We start from the raw sequence: 18,157 nt of genomic DNA, 5'->3' as shown, positions 1-18,157 counted from the left end.
GATGATGCCAAATCCATCTGCCTACGGCGAGCCTGAAGACACAGCCGCTACACTTGCCGGCATGTCTCGTCGCCTGCGCTTGCTGTTCACCGCACTGGCTGTAGCCGCCCTGTTGTGGCTGCTGCTTGCCGCCGCCGAGCGTGCGCTGGCGCTGGCACAACGGTTCCTGGCGCTGCCGACCTTGCTGCAGTGGATCCTGGGCAGCGTGCTGGCACTGTTCGCGGCGGCAGCCCTGATGGTGCTGTGGTGGTTGCTGCGCCCGCGCCGCAGGAGGCGCCTGCTGCCGGTGCCTGATCGCGGCAACCTGGAACAGCGCATCGGCCAGCTGCGCGCACGTGGCGCGGATACCGGCGCGCTCGCCTCGGAGCTCGGTGAACTCGATCGCCGCCGCGCCAGCGCCCGTATCTATATCGCGCTGTTCGGTGAAATCTCCACCGGCAAGTCCAGCCTGATCCATGCGTTGGCGCCCCATGCGAATGTCGCCAGCGACGCGCGCGGCGGTACCACCCGTGAAGTCGGTCACTACGACAGCGCATTGCCGGATGGCCGCGCACTGGTGATCGCGGATGTGCCCGGTAGCCGCGAGACCGGCGGCGAGGCGCACGAAACACTGGCCCGCGACGAAGGCTTGCGCGCGCATGCCGTGATCTACCTGTGCGCCGGCGACCTCAACCGCGGGCAGGCCGACGAACTGCGTTGGCTCGCCAGCTTCGGCAAGCCGCTGCTGCTGGTGCTGAACAAGGCCGACCAGTGGACGTCGGTTGAGCGCGAACAGTTGCTGGGTCACCTGCGCCAGCAGTCGCGCGGTATCGCCAGCAGCGTCGTGGCCATCAGCGCCGGTGGCAGCGAACGTTATCAACGCGAACTTGCCGACGGCGGTACCGAGTGGGTCGAACGCCAGCGCAAGCCTGCGATCGAACCGCTGCTGCAGGCACTCGACCGGCTCACCAGACCCGGTGCTGAAGGACTGGAGGATCTGCGCGAACATGCCGTGCTGGCTGGCCTGCACGAGCGCACCGGCACGCTGGAAGCCCGGGCCCGCGACGACGAGGCGCAACGCATTGTGCGCAAATACACCCGCCGCGCGATCGTCGGCGCACTTGCCGCGATCGCACCAGGCAGCGATCTGGTGATCCAGGGCGTGCTAGCCGCCGGCCTCACCCGCGCCCTCGCCGAGGTGTACGGCGTGAAAGTCAGTGAAGTACAGATCGAAGACTTCGTGCAGCAGGCCAGACTCACCCTGCGCACCGGCAGCTCGATCGTGCTGGCCGTCGCCGGCAATGCGCTGAAGGCATTCCCCGGCCTCGGCACGCTCGGCGGCGGCGTGCTGCACGCGTTCGCCTACGCACTGATCTTCGACTCGATGGGCCGCGCACTGGCCGCCTCGCTGGCCGAGCGCCACACACTGGACCAACACGATGCTGGCGCGCGCCTGAAGGAACTGCTCGCCGATACCGGCAGCACGCGGCTGCGCCAGCTCGCCACGCTGACGATGGAATCGGTGCGCGAGCGTGACCGCACGAATTGACCTGCTTCAAGCCAGCAGGACGGCCACACCTGGCTCGTAGGAGCACCTTCTGCGCGATGCTTTGTGACGTGATGAAGAGCCATCGCGCGCAAGGTACGCTACAAAACCTTACGGCGTACCGGCAAATGCTGCGCGCAGCCAGTCATGCATCAACCGGTAACTGCGTGCAGCAGCACGTTCGTCATAACGACAGCCGGCTGAGTTCTCGCCGACCTCGGTGAAGCAATGCACCGCATGGCCGATCACCACGAACTGCCAATCCGCCGGGCTGGTGCGCATCTCGTCCATGAACTTGTCCGCGTCGGGCATGGTGCCCTTGTCGTCGGCGCCGTTCATCGCCAGCACGCGGGCCTTGATGTGCTTCGCCAGCGCCGGATCATCGGTGGTCAGACCGCCATGGAACGACACCACCGCGGCAATGTCCGCCCCGCTGCGCGCCAGATCCAGCACCGCAGAACCGCCAAAGCAGAAGCCGATCGCACCAAGTTTGCCGGCGTCGATCGGTGCGCTGGCAGCCTGCGCCTTCAACTGGGTCAGCGCCTCGTTGATCCGCTTGCGCATCAGTGCGCGATCGCCGTACAGCGGCTTCACTGCCGCCTGCGCCTGCTCGGCATTGCCCTGCTGCGGTCGCACGCTGGCGCCGTACATATCGGTGAGCAGGATCACGTAATCCTTGCCGGCGATCATCTCGGCCTTCTGCACGGCCGCATCGTTGATGCCGTACCAGTTCGGCACCATCACCAGGCCGGGCCGCTTCGCGCTGGTCGCGTCGTCGTAGACCAGCACGCTGTGGAAACGTGTGCCATCCAGCGTCCATTCGACCGGCCGGTGGATCATCTTCGCCTGTGCGGCGAAGCTGGCACCCGCCAGCAACAGCAGACAGCCAAGTCGGGCAATGCGCATGATGAATCCTCCGGTGGATGAAAGGTTCGCTCACCGGTGCGCAGGTGAGCAGCATAACTAAAGCCCGGCCGCGTGCTCCGAGATGCGCCGTTTCAGCGGCGACAGATGATCGAGCACACGTACGCCGAGTCCACGTGCGGCGACCAGCGCCGGCGACTGCCACGCATAGATCCGCGACAGCGCATCGAAGCCCAGCGCATCGAGCGTGTCGGCGCTGCGCCGGCGTCGTGCGTAACGACGCAGCACATGCGTGGCACCAATATCGCGACCGGCAACGCGTGCGGCAACCAGCGTGTCACGCAGCTCGGCCACGTCGCGCAAGCCCAGGTTGACGCCCTGCCCGGCCAGCGGATGCACCGCATGCGCGGCATCGCCCAGCAACACGAAGCGTTCGGCCTGATAGCGTTCGGCCAGCTGCAGCTTCAACGGAAACGCCGCGCGCTTTGTGCTGTCGACGATCCGGCCCAGCCGAAAATCGCTGGCGATGCCAAGTTCGTCGAGGAAAGCCTGCTCATCCAGCGCCAGTACGCGTTGGGCTTCGGCTTCGGGCAGCGACCACACCAGCGAACTGCGGCCATCGGCCAGCGGCAGCAAGGCCAGTGGCCCGCTCGGCAGGAACCGTTGCCAGGCAGTGTTCTCGTGCGACCGCTCGGTGGCCACATGCGCCACCACCGCACGCTGCGCGTAATCGCGACCGCGCGTGCCGATGCCGGCCAGCTGGCGCAGCGGCGAAGCGGCACCATCGGCAGCCACCAGCAGGCTGGCAGTCAGTGTCTCACCGTCCGCCAGTTCCAGTTGGATGCGATCATCGCGCGCCTCGAAACCCTTCACCTCGGCCGGGCACAGGCGACGCACGCCGGCTGCCTCGAGCGCCCGCCACAACGTCCACTGCACCAGGTTGTTCTCGACGATGTAGCCGAGCAGGTCTCGCCCTTCGCTGGCTGCATCGAAATCGATTGCATCGCCGCTCTCGGCGTCCCATACATGCATGTGTGCATACGGGCCGGCACGGGCAGCGCGAATGGACGTCCAGACGCCCAGATCATCCAGCAAGGCCAGTGATGACGGTGCCAGGCCGACCACCCGCAGATCCACTTCGTCGCTCACGCTCCATGCCGTCGGCGCACGCACCTCCAGCAGGGCGGTGCTGAAGCCGGCACGTGCCAGCGCCAGTGCGGCGGCAGCGCCGACCATGCCGCCACCGACTACGGCGACATCCAGTGTCGGCGCACGGCGGCGGCTCGAAGCCTCGGGTACCGCTGGGCTCATGGCAACCGCTCCAGCACGGCGTGCGGCGGCTCACCGCGAAAACCCATGCCGCGCCGCGCCAGTGCGCGTTGCAACGGCGGCAGGCGATCGCAGGCCAGCAAAGCCAGCGAGCGCAACGGCGCCAGCAACGGCTGCGGCAGGCAGGCCAGCCGCACCAGGCCGTGACTCATCGCCATGGTGCCCTCGCGATCCGGCGCACGGCGTGCGGCATAGCGTTCCAGCAGATCGGCAGCACCCGGATCGGAAGCAGCCGCCATCAGCTCGGCCAGGGTCAATGCATCGCGCAGGCCGAGATTGAAGCCTTGCGCGCCGATCGGATGCACGGTCTGCGCGGCATTGCCGACCAGCACCGCGCGCGGGCCGGTCAACTGCGCGGCGGCCACGCGGTGGATCGTGTACGGATGGCGTTCGCCGGGCCGGCTCAGTCGACCCAGCCGCCAGCCGAAACGCCGCTGCGCCAGTTCGATGAAGCCCGCATCGTCGAGCGCGGCCACCGCGTCCGCTTCATCGGCCGCCACGGTAAGCACCAGCCCGCAGCGGCGTTCGGCCAGCGGCAGCAGCGCGACCGGGCCGTCATCGGCAAAGCGTTCGAAGGCGCGGTTCGCGTGATCGCGTTCCGGGGTGATCGTGCAGACGAACAGCGTCTGCTGGTAATCGTGGCGCTCGGCCTCGATGCCGAGCTGCGTGCGCACGAACGAGCCGGTACCGTCGGCACCGACCAGCAGCGGCGTGTCGAGGCTGCGCATGCCATCGGGTGTGTTGATCTGCGCGCGCCAGCCGTCGGCCAGCGGCTCCAGTGCGGCCAGCATGGCGGGCGCCAGTCGGGTCAGCCGGGTACATTCGTCGAGCCGGCGCAACAGCGCCGCGCCGAGTTCGCGTGCGGGCAGCGTCCAGCCCAGCGCGTCGACACCCTGCTTGTCCGCATCGATGCGCGCGCTGCCGAATTCGCCGGCGCGGCTGACGCGGATATGTCGGATCGGGGTGGCTTGCGCGGCGGCATGCCGCCACACGCCGATCGCATCGAGCCCGTTGACGGTGGCGCGGGCCAGCGCCAGGTTGCGTTCGTCGTAACTGGGCTGGGCATCGGCGCGCGGCGCGGCGGTTTCGACCAGGGTGGCAGCGATGCCGGCCGCATCCAGCGCGATCGCCAGACTGGCGCCGACCAGGCCGCCACCGACGATCAGGACACTGGATTCGTTCAAGGTCGGGGATGCGGGCACATTCATGCGCCGATGATACGCGTAGAGGCTGCCTGCGTTGCAGTGCATTGGGCTAGACTAGCGGTCTGTTCAGACGCCCATATGGAGCCCCTCATGGTCAAGACACTGACCCAACGCCTCGGCATCTTGCTGGCACTCGCCGTGGTGATGGCGGCTACCCGCATCCACCTGTCCCTGCTCCACCACAACATAGAAGATGCGTCGTGGGCGATCTTCTTCCTCGCCGGCTTCTGGCTGCGCGGCGCCGGTCGCTGGGCGTTCCCGTTGCTGATGGCCGAAGCGGTGCTGATCGACTATCTGGTGATCAACAGCCAGGGCATCAATTTCTGGAGCCACTACTGCGTCTCGGTGGCCTACTGGTTCCTGATTCCCTCGTATTTCAGCCTGTGGCTGGGTGGCAGCTGGCTGGCGAAGCACCAGGTCGGCCTGCGCCTGCAGACGCTGGGTATGGCCGTCGTCGCGCTGGCGGCCAGCTGGGCCGCGTGCTACCTGGTTTCCAACGGCAGCTTCTACTGGCTCAGCAACAGCGTGCCGCTGCCGCGCAGCTTTGCCGCATGGTTCGCCAATCTGGGCGACTGGTACCTGCCGTTCCTGCAGACCACGGCCTTGTATGTCGGCCTCGGTGCCGTCGTGCACGTGCTGGTCATCCAGGTCGCGCGCGCCGTGAAGCAGGCTGACCAGCCGACGCTGCCACGCTGAGCCAGCGCGCCGAATCGCCATGGGTAACCGTCTCTCGAAAATTTACACGCGCACCGGCGACGACGGCAGCACCGGCCTCGGCGACGGTTCGCGGGTAGCCAAGGATTCGCTGCGCGTGGCCGCCTACGGCACGGTGGACGAACTCAACAGCACGATCGGCATGGTGCTCGCGGCGGATGGTGTGAGCCCCGCGGTAGCCGACGTGCTTGGCCAGGTGCAACACGCGCTTTTCGATCTCGGTGGCGAGTTGTGCATCCCTGGCATGGCCATGATCGAAGACGCTGACATCGATCGGCTTGAACAAGTGCTGGACGGCTTCAACGACCCGTTGCCGCCGTTGAAGGATTTCATCCTGCCCGGTGGCGGCATGGCCGCTGCCTGTTGCCATCTGGCGCGCACCGTGTGCCGTCGTGCCGAGCGCGAAGTGATTGCGCTGGCACGAGTGGAGGACATCCGCAGCCAGCCGCAGCGCTATCTCAACCGGCTGTCCGACCTGCTGTTCGTGATCGCGCGCGTGCTGGCGCGCGCCAGCGGTCATGGCGAAGTGCTGTGGCAGCATGAGCGCCGCCGCAAGCCCCAAGCTGCCGGATAAGCCGCCGCATGCTGCGGCTGTACACCCATCCCGCCTGTCTGCAGCACGATCCCGGCCCGGATCATGCCGAGCGCCCGGCGCGGCTGCGCGCGGTGCTGCAGGCACTGGATCACGACCGCTATGCCGCGCTCGACCGGATCGAGGCGCCGCGTGCCACGCGTGAGCAGCTGCTACAGGTGCACAGCACCGCCCACGTCGACCACATCTTGGCCAGCGCCCCGCCGGAAGGTGGTACGTATCGACTGGACGAAGACACCGTAATGTCATCCGGCTCGGTCGAGGCCGCCCTGCGCGCCGCCGGCGCCACGGTGGCCGCGGTTGATGCCGTGCTGTCCGGCGCGGCCCTGCGCGCATTCTGTGCGGTGCGCCCGCCTGGTCATCACGCCACCCGCGAACAGGCGATGGGTTTCTGCCTGTTCAACAACATCGCGGTAGCCGCCATGCACGCACTGGGCACGCATGGCCTGAAACGGGTCGCGATCGCCGACTTCGACGTGCACCACGGCAACGGCACGCAGGACATCTTCGAGCGCGAACCGCGTGTGCTGTTCGTTTCCAGCCACCAGTCGCCGTTATATCCGGACAGCGGGCGCGAGGACGAACACGGCGTCGGCAACATTGTCAATGGCACGCTGTCGCCAGGCGCCGGCTCGCACGAGTTCCGCGAACTGTGGGACAGCGTGCTGCTGCCGCGGCTGCACGCGTTCAAGCCGCAGCTGGTGCTGGTCTCGGCTGGCTTCGATGCACACCGCAACGATCCTCTGTCGGATATCCGGCTGGGCCAGGAAGACTACGCCTGGATCACCGAGCGGCTGGTGGCACTGGCCAGCACGCACGCCGGCGGCCGGCTGGTTTCCACCCTGGAGGGCGGCTACGACCTCGTCGCGCTGTCCGCCTGTACCAATGCGCACGTCAGTGCGCTCATGGTCTAAACCACGCGAAGTGCGCTCGCTTCGGGGTCAGCTCGACACCCCATTCGGCGTCGACCCTGCTCAACTTCTGCCCACTCATGCTGAATCCTCGCATGGCCCGGATAAAGGTTTGCCTGCCGTCTGCGGGGTCTTTCTGCTAGCTTAACGAGCCTTCAAAGCCGGCAGACTTCCATCGTGATGTCCAAGTTTCCTCCACGCCGCCTGTTGGCGGTTGCCGCCGCCCTTGCCCTGATCGGTGGCCAAGCCGATGCCAAGGGTAGTCAGAACCGTCCCAAGACCTCGCTGGATGGGTCGGAACAGGTCTGCCCGCTGGGCTCATTCCACTGCACGCCGCGGCCGTACAACTACGCGATGTGCCGGCCCAACGCCATGCTGGAGTTCTACGACCCTACCCTGAGCACGGATTCCGACCTGCGCGATATCAGCCCGGCATATGTCAGGGCAAAGTCGGTGAACAGTTCCAGCCAGACGATCTACCACCTGGTTGGCGATGCCTGGCTGACCCGCGCCGACCAGCGGTTGCAGGCCGATACGATCGACTACAACGACGACACCACCGACTACGACGCCCGCGGCAACGTCCGTTACCAGGAAGCCGGCCAGCTGATGGCGGGCACCCATATGCGTGGCAATAGCGATGCCAGCCGCGGCATCGCGGACGACGTGCGCTATCAGCTGCTGGATACACGCGGCAACGGCGTGGCCAAGCAGGGACAGATGCTGGATGCCCAGCACACCCGCTACTCGATGGCCACCTATTCCACCTGCGACCTCGGCAACCATGTGTGGGAGTTCCGCGGCAAGACGATCACCCTCAACAAGGACACCGGCGTCGGGGTGGCGCGTAATGCCACCATGCGGATCGGCAAGGTGCCGTTCCTGTACCTGCCGTATTTCAGCTTCCCGATCGACCACCGGCGCAAGAGCGGCTTCCTGTACCCGACCTTCAGCCGAAGCAGCCGCTCCGGCTTCGAGATCAGCACGCCGTACTACCTGAATCTGGCACCGAACTACGACGCCACTCTGGACCCACGCATCTATACCTCACGTGGGCCGATGCTGGCTGGCGAGTTCCGTTATCTCTTGCCGGGCAGCAGCGGCCAGCTCAACGCGGAATACGTACCGAACGACCACGGCGAGAGTGACGGCCTGGCCAACACCCAGGGCACCTCCCGCTACCTGGTCAGCTATACAGATCGCACAGCGCTGTGGACGGGCTGGACCTTCGTCGGCTCGTACAACCATGCGTCGGATAGCAGCTATCTCTACGACTATGGCAACGCGCTGTCGCATACCGTGATCTATGCCCTGGCCAGCAATGCCGCGATCATTGGTGGCGGCAAATGGTGGAATGCGTCGTTCGGCGGCACGCTCTACCAGAACACCAACCCGTTCGCGACCGACTCCTCACTGCCCTACCAGCAACTGCCCTACGCAAACTTCAGCATGAATGTGCCGCTGACGCATTGGCTGCAGTTCGGCATGGACGACGGTGCGGTGGCGTTCCGCAAGAACGGCTACGTCGAGGGCCAACGGGCGGATCTCTATCCCTATCTCGCCGCCGATTTCGGCACAGCGGCGTGGTTCGTGCGGCCGAAACTGGCCTACCGCTACACCGCCTATCAACTGACCGGCGGCTACCAGGACTATGGTTACTACGGGCTGCTCGGCAGTGGCACGGCGTCGCCGTTCACGCAGCAGTCGCCCAGCCGTTCGCTGCCGGTCGTCAGCCTCGACAGCGGGCTGGTGTTCGATCGCAGCACCTCGCTGTTCGGCCAGAGTTTCACGCAGACCCTGGAGCCGCGGCTGTACTACCTGTATGTGCCTTACCGCAACCAGAACAATCTGCCGCTGTTCGACACCAGCCTGATGTCGTTCGACTACTGGCAGCTGTTCTCGCCGAATCAGTTCTCCGGTGCGGATCGCCAGATGAACGCCAACAACCTCACTGGCGCGATCACCACCCGTCTGCTGGATGACGATGGCGTCGAGCGCCTGTCGGCAAGTTTCGGACAGATTCGCTATTTCACGCCGCAGCGGGTGCAACTGCCCAGCGGACCGAACACGGTCACTCCCTTCACCGACTGGTCCGGCTCGGATTACGTGGCCCAGCTCAATCTGCAGCTCAGCGATCGTTGGCGCCTCAGCAGCGAATACCAGTGGAGCCCGAACAGTCGGGTCACCGACATGGCATCGCTGGAACTGCAGCACCGGTTGGGCAATGACGGCATCGTCAACTTCTCGTACCACTATCGCCGTGGCCTGATGGAACAATACAGCGCCTCGGCGGTCTATCCCCTGTCCGAACGCTGGCGCCTGCTCGGAGCCTGGACGTATTCGGTCGCCATCAAGAACATGATCGAGGCACCGACCGGCACCATCGATGCCATGGCGGGCGTGGAATACGACAGCTGTTGCGTCACCCTGCGGCTGGTTGACCGCAGCTACGTGAATCAGGGGTATTACGGACTTGCCCCGCTTCCCGCCGGCAGCAATATCAATCTTCGCGACAATGCCATCATGTTCGAGGTGGTCTTCAAGGGGCTCGGCTCATCGGGCGGCCAGATCGACTCCCTGTTACGCCGTGATATTCTCGGCTATCAATAATCGCAGCAGTCACCGGTTTTCACTGATGAAGCAACCCATTGCATTTCTCCTGATCGCACTCGCGATCATATTCCCTGTTCATGCCCAGTTGCTGACCCCAGCCGCACCGGCCGGCCAGCCGCTGGATCGCATCGTAGCCGTCGTCAACGATGACGTGATCCTGCAGAGCGAGCTGGACAGCGCCGTGCGTTCGATCCAGCAGCAATACGCCAGCCAGCCCGGGCAGCTGCCGCCGATGAACGTGCTGCAGCAACAGGTACTCGATCGGCTGGTGCTGATGCGGTTGCAGCTGCAGAAAGCATCCGATCAGGGCGTCCATATCTCCAACGATGACGTCAGCCAGGCGGTTGCCAGCGTGGCCCAGCAGAACAAGCTCACTCCTGAGCAGCTGCGCGCCGAGGTGGAGCGGTCCGGCGACAGTTTTGCGGCATTCCAGGAGCAGCTGGCCGATCAGATCACCGTGCAGCGTCTGCACCAGAGCGTGGTGCACGACTCGGTCTCGGTCACCGACAGCGAGATCGACAACCTGCTGAACAGCCCGACCTACAAGGCCGGTGAGGTGCATCTGGCGCATATCCAGATCAGCATTCCCGGGGGTGCCGACGCCGCGGCGATCCAGGCCAGTCAGGCCAAGGCCGAGCAGGCGCTCGCCGCGATCAAGGGCGGCATGGATTTCAATGCCGCAGCGATCCGCTATTCCGATGCCCCCGATGCACTGGATGGTGGCGACCTCGGCTGGCGGCGGATGGACGAGATTCCGCCGGCGTTCGCCGACACGATCGAGTCGATGAAACCCGGCGATGTCAGCGCGGCCCTGCGCGGCCCGACCGGTTTCCATATCCTCAAGCTGGTCGACCAGCGCCAGCCCAGCAAGCAGATGGTCACCGAGTTCCATGCCCGGCAGATCCTGATCAAGCCGAGCGAACTGGTGACCCCGGCGCAGGCCGAGCAGCAGGCGCAGGATCTGTACAGCCGCATCGTCAACAAGCATGAGGACTTCGCCGCGCTGGCGAAGGAATACTCCAAGGACGACACCACCGCCAACGTCGGCGGTGACATGGGTTGGTTTGCGCAGGACACGTGGGGCTCGATCATCGCCAAGCAGCTGGACGGCCTGAAGGACAACCAGGTCTCGCCGCCGTTCCAGAGCGAGGTGGGCTGGCACATCCTGCAGCGCCTCGGCACGCGCCAGAGTGACCAGACCGTGCAGCTCCAGCGCGACCAGGCACGCGCGGCGATCGGCAACCGCAAGGCCGATCAGGCCTACGACGACTACCTGCGCGACCTGCGCGCGAACGCCTACATCAACATCCTGGTGCCCGAGCTGCGCGAGACCGGCAGCCAGGCCGCCACTGGCACATCGCCGTAAGTCGCTTGGGCACGCATCTCCCCCGGCTCGCGGTCACTGCCGGTGAGCCGGCCGGGATCGGTGCGGAACTGCTGATCCGTCTGGCCGCCAGTCCACTGGCGGCCGACCTCGTGGCGATCACCGATCGCGACCTTCTGGAACGCGCCGCCGCACGCTGCGGCGCCCGCATCGAACTGATCGACGACGATGGCAGCACGCAGTGGCAACGCCGCTCCGGCACGCTGCGCCTGCACCATGTGCCGCTGGCGATTGCCGAGGTTCCCGGTCAACCGGACCCGCGCAACGCCGGACACGTGCTGGCCACGCTGGCTGAGGCGGCCGATGGCTGCATGGCGAATCGCTACGACGCCGTGGTCACCGCACCGCTGCAGAAGTCCTCGATCAACGACGCCGGCATCCGCTTCAGCGGACACACCGAATTTTTTGCCGAGCGCACTCACGCCGACGTGGTGATGATGCTGGCCAGCCCGGAGTTGCGGGTGGCACTGGCGACCACCCACCTGCCGCTGGCGGCGGTATCGGCGGCAATTACCCGCGAATCACTGACCCGCACGCTGCGCATCGTGCATGCAGAGTTGCGTCACAAGTTTGGTATCGCCGAACCACGCATTGCCGTGCTGGGCCTGAATCCGCACGCTGGTGAAAGCGGTCATCTCGGCCACGAGGAAGTCGACACCCTGATCCCTGTGCTGAACGCATTGCGCGACGAAGGCATGCACCTGCTTGGGCCGCTACCGGCCGACACCGCCTTCGTGCCGGCACAGCGCGGTCACTATGACGCGGTGCTGGCGATGTATCACGATCAGGCGCTACCGGTGCTGAAAAGCGAAGCGTTCGACCGCACCGTCAATCTCACCCTCGGCCTGCCGTTCATCCGCACCTCGGTCGATCACGGCACCGCGCTGGACCTGGCCGGCAGCGGCCGGGCCGATCCAGCCAGCCTGATCGCTGCCGTACGGATGGCGATGGACCTGGTCGAACGCAGGAAATCAGCCACATGAATGCCCGCCCCAAGAAAAGCTTCGGCCAGCACTTCCTGCACGACCGGCGTTACATCGAGCGCATCGTCAGCGCGATCGCGCCGAAGGTCGAGGATTTCGTGGTTGAGATCGGCCCCGGCGAAGGTGCACTGACGCTGCCGTTGCTGGCGGCAGCCCACAAGCTCACCGCGATCGAGCTCGATACTGACCTGATCCCCGGCCTGCAGGCGCGCGCCGCGGCCGCCGGCGAACTGCACATCATCCACGCCGACGTACTGAAGGTGAACTTCACCGCCCTGGCACACAGTCACGGCGTGGAACGACTGCGCATCGCTGGCAACCTGCCCTATTACATCTCCAGTCCGATCCTGTTCCACTGCGTCGAACACGCCGCGGCGATCCAGGACATGCACTTCATGCTGCAGAAGGAAGTGGTCGACCGGATGGCAGCCGAACCGGGCAGCAAGGTGTATGGACGGCTGTCCGTGATGCTGCAGCTGGCGTGCCGGGTCGAACCGCTGTTCGACGTGCCGCCGGAGGCGTTCCGGCCGCCGCCGAAAGTCGAGTCCGCGGTGGTGCGGCTGATGCCGCTATCGGCTGACGAGCTGCATGACGCCCGACCCGAACACGTTTATGCGGTGGTCAAGGCAGCGTTCGGGCAACGGCGCAAGACACTCGCCAACGCACTCAGGCAGCTGATGGACGCCGATGCGATCCGCCGTGCCGACGTCGACCCCAAGGCCCGCGCGGAAACGCTCGCCCCGGCCGACTTCGTACGCCTGGCCAAGGTCTACGGCAACTTCTGAGTCCCACGCATGTTCACTATCGATTGCGGCCGCGCCACCCCATTCCAAGCGGCAGGCCTTACAATCGGAGCATGACTGAAAAATCTTCCTACACGATCGACGTGCAGGTCGAAACCCGTTTCGTCCCCGATCAATCGAAGCCCGGTGACAATCGCTACGTTTTCGCCTACACCATCACCCTGCGCAATGCCGGCAACATGCCGGCACGCCTGCTCACCCGCCACTGGCTGATCACCGATGCCAACGGCAAGGTGGAGGAAGTGCGCGGCGACGGCGTGGTCGGCGAGCAACCGTGGATGCGCCCTGGTGACGATTTCAAGTACACCTCGGGCGCCGTGCTGGAGACCTCGGTAGGCACCATGGGCGGCAGCTATCAGATGCTCGCCGATGACGGCACGCAGTTCGATGCGCCGATCCCGACCTTCACCCTGTCCATCCCGCGTACGCTGCACTGATGGCCCTGCTCTGAGATGGCCACGTATGCGATCGGCGACGTGCAAGGCTGTTACCCCGAACTGCAACGTCTGCTGGACAAGCTGCGCTTCGATCCGGCCCAGGACCAGCTGTGGTTCTGCGGCGACCTGGTCAACCGCGGCGGGCAGTCACTGGAGACCCTGCGACTGATCCACGGCCTGCGCGAGCATTGCGTGGTCACGCTCGGCAACCACGACCTGAGCCTGCTGGCGATCGCCGAACGGCGCCCGGATGCGCAGGCGCGGGTGAATCCCGAACTGCGCGAGGTGCTGTTCGCCGATGACGCGCCCGTGCTGTTCGAATGGCTGCGCTCGCAGAAACTGCTGCACCACGACGAACAGCTGAACTGGACGATGGTGCATGCGGGCCTGGCACCGATGTGGACCCTGCGCCAGGCCCAGCGTGCTGCGCAGGACGTCGAGCGCGAGCTGTCCAGTCCGCGCCATCCGCGCCTGCTGCGCAACCTGTTCGGCAACCGGCCAGCGTTGTGGTCCAGCCGCCTGCTGGGGCTGGATCGTCAGCGCGCGACGATCAACACGATGACCCGGATGCGCTACTGCGACGTCAACGGCCGCATCGACTTCGAGGCCAAGGATATTCCCGGCACGCAAAAACCCGGCCTGTATCCGTGGTTCGAGGTCCCCGGCATGCGCCGCCGCGACACCCGCATCGTGTGCGGCCACTGGTCGGCGCTCGGCCGCTTCGCCGGCCTCGGCGTGCATGCGATCGACACGGGCTGCGTCTGGGGCGGTCAGCTCACTGCGCTGCGGCTGGACGGTGAGGAACCGCAGTACATCGCGGTCAACGCCGAGCCGCACCGCAAACGACCGCCGGGCGTCGCGGACTGATTTCGATTGCCCAACCCAACCCATGAAAAACCCCGCCGCAGCGGGGTTTTTCATGGGTTGGGCGCTGATTCAGGCCAACTGGCCATGACAGTGCTTGTACTTCTTGCCCGACCCGCACGGGCACGGGTCGTTGCGGCCGATCTTGGGGCCGTCCTGCTGAGCCGCTCGTGGCTCGCCCGCCTGTCCCTGCAAGGGATCGGCGCCACCGAAGGCATCCAGCGGCGCACCGCCACCGGTCGCCAGCATCTGTTTCTGCAGACGCTCGGCCATGCGCTGCTGCTCGGCTTCCATCGCGGCGACTTCCTCCTCGCTGCGAATGCGGATCCGCGCCAGCATCTGCACGATCTCGGCCTTGATCCGGTCGAGCATCTCGGAGAACAACCGGAACGACTCGCGCTTGAACGCCTGCTTCGGATCCTGCTGCGCATAGCCGACCAGGTAGATGCCCTGGCGCAGGTAGTCCATGTTGGACAGATGGTCCTTCCAAGCGTTGTCGACCACGGTCAGCATGATGTGCTTCTCGAGCTGGCGCATGGTGTCGGCGCCGATCTGCGCTTCCTTCGCCTGGAACAGCTCGTCGATAGCGCCACGCACATGCTCGAGGATTCTCTCGGCATCCACCTCGTGCTGCTGCTCGACCCAGTGCTTCAGGTCGAGCGACAGGCCGAACGCACCTTCCAGCTCGCGGTCGAGGCCGGCCAGATCCCACTGCTCGTCGATACTCTCGGCCGGCACATGCGCGCGCACCATTGACTGCGCCACATCCTCACGGATGTCGGCGACGGTGGCCGATACATCGTCGCCCTCGAGCAACTCGTCGCGCTGGCGATAGATCACCTTGCGCTGGTCGTTGGCGACGTCGTCGAATTCCAGCAGGTGCTTGCGGATGTCGAAGTTGTGCTGCTCGACCTTGCGCTGGGCCTTCTCGATCTGCCGGCTGATCATGCGATCTTCCAGCGCGTCGTCGTCCTTCATGCCGAAGCGCTTCATCCAGCGGACCAGGCCCTCGCCGCCGAAGATGCGCAGCAAGTTGTCTTCCAGCGACAGGTAGAACCGCGAAGAGCCGGGATCGCCCTGGCGGCCGGAACGGCCACGCAGCTGGTTGTCGATACGCCGCGATTCGTGCCGCTCGGTGCCGATGATGTGCAGGCCGCCGGCCGCCAGCACCTGCTCGTGCAGCTTCTTCCATTCGGTCTTGGCGCGCTGGCGATCGATCTCGCTGGCGTCTGCCGGCAACGCCGCGAGGGCGGCGTCCAAGCTGCCGCCAAGCACGATATCGGTACCGCGACCGGCCATGTTGGTGGCAATCGTGACCTGGCCAGGTGCGCCGGCCTGCGCCACGATGTGCGCCTCGCGCTCGTGCTGCTTGGCGTTGAGGACCTCGTGTGCCACACCGGCCTTTTTCAGCATCCCGGACAGCAGTTCGGACACCTCGATCGAGGTGGTACCGACCAGTACCGGCTGACCGCGCTTGTGGCAATCCTTGATGTCCTCGATCACCGAGCGGTACTTCGGATCCTGCGCGAGGAAGATCATGTCCGAGTTGTCCTTGCGGATCATCGGCATGTGGGTGGGGATCACCACCACCTCCAGGCCGTAGATGCTCTGGAACTCGAACGCCTCGGTGTCGGCCGTGCCGGTCATGCCAGCCAGCTTCTTGTACATGCGGAACAGGTTCTGGAACGTCACCGTCGCCAGCGTCTGGTTCTCGCGCTGGATCGACACGCCTTCCTTCGCTTCGACCGCCTGATGCAGACCGTCGGACCAGCGGCGGCCCGGCAGGGTGCGGCCGGTGAATTCGTCGACGATGATCACCTCGCCGTCGCGCACGATGTAATCGACGTCGCGCTGGTAGATGCCGTTGGCGCGCAGCGCGGCATTGAGGTGATGCACCACCGCCAGGTTCTTCGAGTCGTACAGACCGCTGTCCTGCTCGATCACGCCAGCGGCGCGCAGCAGCTCATCGGCATGCTGCATGCCTGCCTCGGACAGGTGCACCTGCTTTTGCTTCTCATCGACCCAGTAGTCGCCGCTACCGTCTTCCTCGGTTTGACGGACCATCTGCGGCACGATCTTGTTCACCGCGAGATACAGCTGCGGGGAATCCTCGGCCGGCCCGGAGATGATCAGCGGCGTGCGCGCCTCGTCGATCAGGATCGAGTCGACTTCGTCGACGATCGCATAGTGCAGGCCGCGCTGGTAGCGCTGCTCCTTGCTCAGCGCCATGTTGTCGCGCAGGTAGTCGAAACCGAATTCGTTGTTGGTGCCGTAGGTGATGTCGGCAGCATACGCCGCGTGTTTGTCGGCATGATCCATGCCGGGATAGACCACGCCTACGTTCATGCCGAGGAAGCTGTACAGCTTGCCCATCTGCGCGGAATCGCGCCGGGCCAGGTAGTCGTTGACAGTGACCACGTGCACGCCGTTGCCGGCGAGCGCATTGAGGTATACCGGCAGCGTGCCGACCAGGGTCTTGCCTTCGCCGGTCCGCATCTCGGCAATCTTGCCGGAGTGCAGCACCATGCCACCAATCATCTGCACGTCGTAATGGCGCATGCCGAGCGTGCGCTTGGCTGCCTCGCGCACCACCGCGAACGCCTCCGGCAACAGCTTGTCCAGCGACTCGCCTTCGGCAATCCGCTGCTTGAACTCGGCCGTCTTGCCACGCAGGGCATCGTCACTGAGTTTCTCGAACTCGGCTTCCAGCGCGTTGATACGGATAACGGTACGGGAAAGCTGGCGCAGTACGCGATCGTTGCGGCTACCGAACAGGCTCGTCAGGGCACGATTGAACATCGATCTTCCGGATAGGGAAACAGGATGCCCGCAACAGACACGGGCCAATCGGGCATATTACTACATGCCGGCTGGAGCAGGCCCGGTAGGACACCCCTCCAGCCGGCCCGTGCAGCAATCAATCGCCGCACCGGACCGAGTCAACGTGAATGGCGCCGAGCCCGACGGGATTCAAGGGTAGCTGACCGCAGCACGCGGACTACCGGTGATTGCGCACGAATGCCAGCGGATTGACCACGCGACCGTCGTACCAGACCTCGAAATGCACATGCGACCCGGTCGAGCGGCCGGTGGATCCGGCCTGGGAGATCACGTCGCCCACCTGCACGTGCTGACCGGGATGCACGTCCAGCGCACTGTTGTGCGCGTAACGCGTCATGTAGCCATTGCCATGGTCGATCTCGACCACATTGCCATAGCCGCTGCGCACGCCGGCATACGTCACCATGCCTTCGGCCACGGCATGCACGGGAGTGCCGAGCGGGGTCGCAATGTCGATGCCGGTATGCCGCGCCGAGCGGCCGTCGAACGGATCGGCACGCACGCCGAAATACGACGAGATATAGCCTGGCACCGGCATCCCGGTGGGTTTCAGGTTCGATTCGATCCTGGCATCCAGCAACAGGCTCTGCAGCGCGGACAACTGCGCCTGCTGGGTGTCCAGTTGACTGGCCAGCTGACTGATGCTGCTGTCGAGCGCCGGCGGCAACGCATAGGCGCTGCCACTGACATCCTCGACGCCACCGATCGCCGGCGACTGGTCGAAATTGAATTCGCCGTCGTCGAGCTTGCCGACCTGAACCAGCCGCTCGCCGAGCGCATTCAACCGGGTCGACTGGGCCTGTAGCTGACCCAGCTTGACCGCCAACGCGTCCAGGCCGCGCTGAGCATCCTGACGCACGCCGCCCAACTGCGTGTTCTGTTGCTTGATCTGCTGCTGCAGATCGTGAATTTCCGTCAAAGCCCGATCGCGCGGACTGGCCAGCGTCAAAGCCAACGCCACGCCGAGCCCGACACAACCGAGCACCGCCACGGCCAGCGCCGAAAACAGCTTCCAGCGCAGGCGCCGGTCAGCCAGATCAAGAGTCTTCGGTAATTTTCTGGCACGTGATACGAGTATGATTTGCATGTTTT

At 65.4% G+C, this 18,157-nt stretch carries 15 protein-coding genes; 10 read left to right on the top strand and 5 right to left on the bottom strand.

The genetic code is table 11. The features are described 5' to 3' along the window. Nucleotides 1–61 precede the first annotated feature (61 nt). Nucleotides 62–1,528, top strand: coding sequence for a GTPase domain-containing protein (locus B0E48_RS02945; RefSeq protein ID WP_077515923.1), 1,467 nt, complete (start codon nt 62–64; stop codon nt 1,526–1,528). Nucleotides 1,529–1,636: 108 nt separating this feature from the next. Here the strand turns inward: B0E48_RS02945 and B0E48_RS02940 are convergent, their stop codons facing one another. Genes B0E48_RS02940 through ubiH form a run of 3 tightly spaced genes read right to left on the bottom strand, consistent with a single transcriptional unit; the run spans nt 1,637 to nt 4,926 of the window. Continuing rightward, nucleotides 1,637–2,431 (bottom strand): dienelactone hydrolase family protein, encoded by a 795-nt coding sequence (locus B0E48_RS02940; protein ID WP_077515922.1) that lies wholly within the window; start codon nt 2,429–2,431, stop codon nt 1,637–1,639. 57 nt (nt 2,432–2,488) lie between these two features. Then, nucleotides 2,489–3,700, bottom strand: a complete 1,212-nt coding sequence (locus tag B0E48_RS02935; RefSeq protein ID WP_077515921.1) for a UbiH/UbiF/VisC/COQ6 family ubiquinone biosynthesis hydroxylase — start codon at nt 3,698–3,700, stop codon at nt 2,489–2,491. Beyond that, nucleotides 3,697–4,926, bottom strand: coding sequence for a 2-octaprenyl-6-methoxyphenyl hydroxylase (gene ubiH / locus B0E48_RS02930; protein ID WP_077515920.1), 1,230 nt, complete (start codon nt 4,924–4,926; stop codon nt 3,697–3,699). Before ubiH ends, B0E48_RS02935 begins: the two co-directional genes overlap by 4 nt. A gap of 87 nt (nt 4,927–5,013) precedes the next feature. Here ubiH and B0E48_RS02925 point away from each other — a divergent pair, with 87 nt between their 5' ends. From B0E48_RS02925 to B0E48_RS02885, 9 genes are all read left to right on the top strand, one after another. Continuing rightward, nucleotides 5,014–5,619: a hypothetical protein gene (locus B0E48_RS02925; protein WP_077515919.1), complete on the top strand. Its 606-nt coding sequence runs from the start codon at nt 5,014–5,016 to the stop codon at nt 5,617–5,619. 19 nt (nt 5,620–5,638) lie between these two features. Next, a complete protein-coding gene (locus tag B0E48_RS02920) occupies nt 5,639–6,211 on the top strand; it encodes a cob(I)yrinic acid a,c-diamide adenosyltransferase (RefSeq protein ID WP_077515918.1) in 573 nt (190 codons plus the stop codon). A gap of 11 nt (nt 6,212–6,222) precedes the next feature. After that, the gene (locus B0E48_RS02915; protein WP_217317824.1) at nt 6,223–7,143 is read left to right on the top strand and encodes a histone deacetylase family protein; all 921 of its coding nucleotides are present in this window, start codon (nt 6,223–6,225) and stop codon (nt 7,141–7,143) included. A gap of 174 nt (nt 7,144–7,317) precedes the next feature. Continuing rightward, on the top strand, nt 7,318–9,750 hold the full coding sequence (gene lptD / locus B0E48_RS02910; protein ID WP_139350131.1) for an LPS assembly protein LptD: 2,433 nt from the start codon (nt 7,318–7,320) through the stop codon (nt 9,748–9,750). 25 nt (nt 9,751–9,775) lie between these two features. Beyond that, entirely contained in the window at nt 9,776–11,119 is a 1,344-nt protein-coding gene (locus B0E48_RS02905; protein ID WP_077515915.1) for a peptidylprolyl isomerase, read from the top strand. Nucleotides 11,120–11,124: 5 nt separating this feature from the next. Continuing rightward, nucleotides 11,125–12,120 (top strand): 4-hydroxythreonine-4-phosphate dehydrogenase PdxA, encoded by a 996-nt coding sequence (pdxA, locus tag B0E48_RS02900; protein WP_077515914.1) that lies wholly within the window; start codon nt 11,125–11,127, stop codon nt 12,118–12,120. Then, a complete protein-coding gene (gene rsmA, locus B0E48_RS02895; RefSeq protein WP_077515913.1) occupies nt 12,117–12,905 on the top strand; it encodes a 16S rRNA (adenine(1518)-N(6)/adenine(1519)-N(6))-dimethyltransferase RsmA in 789 nt (262 codons plus the stop codon). Before pdxA ends, rsmA begins: the two co-directional genes overlap by 4 nt. 71 nt (nt 12,906–12,976) lie before the next feature. Further along, complete coding sequence (gene apaG / locus B0E48_RS02890; RefSeq protein WP_077515912.1) at nt 12,977–13,360, top strand: Co2+/Mg2+ efflux protein ApaG; 384 nt, start codon at nt 12,977–12,979, stop codon at nt 13,358–13,360. 15 nt (nt 13,361–13,375) lie between these two features. Further along, nucleotides 13,376–14,227 carry a symmetrical bis(5'-nucleosyl)-tetraphosphatase gene (locus tag B0E48_RS02885; protein WP_077515911.1) on the top strand — a complete coding sequence of 284 codons (852 nt, stop codon included), beginning with the start codon at nt 13,376–13,378 and terminating at the stop codon, nt 14,225–14,227. 69 nt (nt 14,228–14,296) lie between these two features. Here the strand turns inward: B0E48_RS02885 and secA are convergent, their stop codons facing one another. Beyond that, nucleotides 14,297–17,023: a preprotein translocase subunit SecA gene (secA, locus tag B0E48_RS02880; RefSeq protein WP_077515910.1), complete on the bottom strand. Its 2,727-nt coding sequence runs from the start codon at nt 17,021–17,023 to the stop codon at nt 14,297–14,299. 199 nt (nt 17,024–17,222) lie between these two features. Continuing rightward, nucleotides 17,223–18,152: a M23 family metallopeptidase gene (locus tag B0E48_RS02875; protein WP_077515909.1), complete on the bottom strand. Its 930-nt coding sequence runs from the start codon at nt 18,150–18,152 to the stop codon at nt 17,223–17,225. Nucleotides 18,153–18,157: the final 5 nt, after the last annotated feature.

This window comes from Rhodanobacter sp. C03 (assembly GCF_002001175.1).
GTDB lineage: Bacteria > Pseudomonadota > Gammaproteobacteria > Xanthomonadales > Rhodanobacteraceae > Rhodanobacter.
The sequence above is the reverse complement of the archived record's forward strand: the minus strand, read 5'-3'. Positions and strand labels throughout refer to the sequence as shown.

Coding starts and splice junctions, on each gene's coding strand:
- B0E48_RS02945 (WP_077515923.1), top strand. CDS start 62: ATGTCTCGTCGCCTGCGCTTGCTGTTCACCGCACTGGCTGTAGCCGCC.
- B0E48_RS02940 (WP_077515922.1), bottom strand. CDS start 2,431: ATGCGCATTGCCCGACTTGGCTGTCTGCTGTTGCTGGCGGGTGCCAGC.
- B0E48_RS02935 (WP_077515921.1), bottom strand. CDS start 3,700: ATGAGCCCAGCGGTACCCGAGGCTTCGAGCCGCCGCCGTGCGCCGACA.
- ubiH (WP_077515920.1), bottom strand. CDS start 4,926: ATGAATGTGCCCGCATCCCCGACCTTGAACGAATCCAGTGTCCTGATC.
- B0E48_RS02925 (WP_077515919.1), top strand. CDS start 5,014: ATGGTCAAGACACTGACCCAACGCCTCGGCATCTTGCTGGCACTCGCC.
- B0E48_RS02920 (WP_077515918.1), top strand. CDS start 5,639: ATGGGTAACCGTCTCTCGAAAATTTACACGCGCACCGGCGACGACGGC.
- B0E48_RS02905 (WP_077515915.1), top strand. CDS start 9,776: ATGAAGCAACCCATTGCATTTCTCCTGATCGCACTCGCGATCATATTC.
- rsmA (WP_077515913.1), top strand. CDS start 12,117: ATGAATGCCCGCCCCAAGAAAAGCTTCGGCCAGCACTTCCTGCACGAC.
- apaG (WP_077515912.1), top strand. CDS start 12,977: ATGACTGAAAAATCTTCCTACACGATCGACGTGCAGGTCGAAACCCGT.
- B0E48_RS02885 (WP_077515911.1), top strand. CDS start 13,376: ATGGCCACGTATGCGATCGGCGACGTGCAAGGCTGTTACCCCGAACTG.
- secA (WP_077515910.1), bottom strand. CDS start 17,023: ATGTTCAATCGTGCCCTGACGAGCCTGTTCGGTAGCCGCAACGATCGC.
- B0E48_RS02875 (WP_077515909.1), bottom strand. CDS start 18,152: ATGCAAATCATACTCGTATCACGTGCCAGAAAATTACCGAAGACTCTT.